The organism is Arthrobacter globiformis NBRC 12137 (assembly GCF_000238915.1).
GTDB classification, from domain to species: domain Bacteria; phylum Actinomycetota; class Actinomycetes; order Actinomycetales; family Micrococcaceae; genus Arthrobacter; species Arthrobacter globiformis.
In genome coordinates this window covers 1-515 of record NZ_BAEG01000006.1, presented here as the reverse complement: position 1 = coordinate 515, position 515 = coordinate 1, and the positions used below count along the sequence as shown (strand labels likewise).

Annotated in this window: 1 protein-coding gene; it reads left to right on the top strand. The window is 64.1% G+C overall.

Translation table 11 applies throughout. The features are described from left to right. Positions 1-515: copper amine oxidase (locus ARGLB_RS00285; RefSeq protein WP_003797568.1), on the top strand; the 515-nt coding region annotated here is incomplete at both ends.

Sequence of the window (515 nt, the reverse complement as noted above, 5' to 3'; positions counted from 1 at the left end):
CTGCCAATGTCCAGCCGCCGTTCATGCTCGATGAGTTCGCTGAGTGTGAGGAGGCGTGCCGGAAGGATCCGAAGGTTATCGAGGCTTTGGCGAAGCGGGGCCTGACGGACCTGGACCTGGTCTGCTTCGAGCCGTGGTCGGTGGGGTATTTCGGTGAGGACGCCGAGGGCCGGCGTCTGATGCGTGCCTTGGTCTTCGTCCGGGACGAGCCCGATGACAGCCCGTACGCGCACCCGATCGAGAACTTCATTGTGTTCTATGACCTGTCCTCCGGTGAGGTCGTCCGGCTTGAGGATGACCAGGCGATCCCGGTCCCGTCCGCCCGGGGCAATTACCTGCCCAAGTATGTTGGCCCGGCCCGCACGGATTTGAAGCCGATCGAGATCACCCAGCCCGAGGGCGCCTCGTTCCAGGTGACCGGTAACCATGTCCAGTGGGCTGACTGGTCCTTCCGGGTCGGGTTCACCCCGCGTGAGGGCCTGGTCCTGCACCAGCTGAAGTTCCGTGACCAGGGT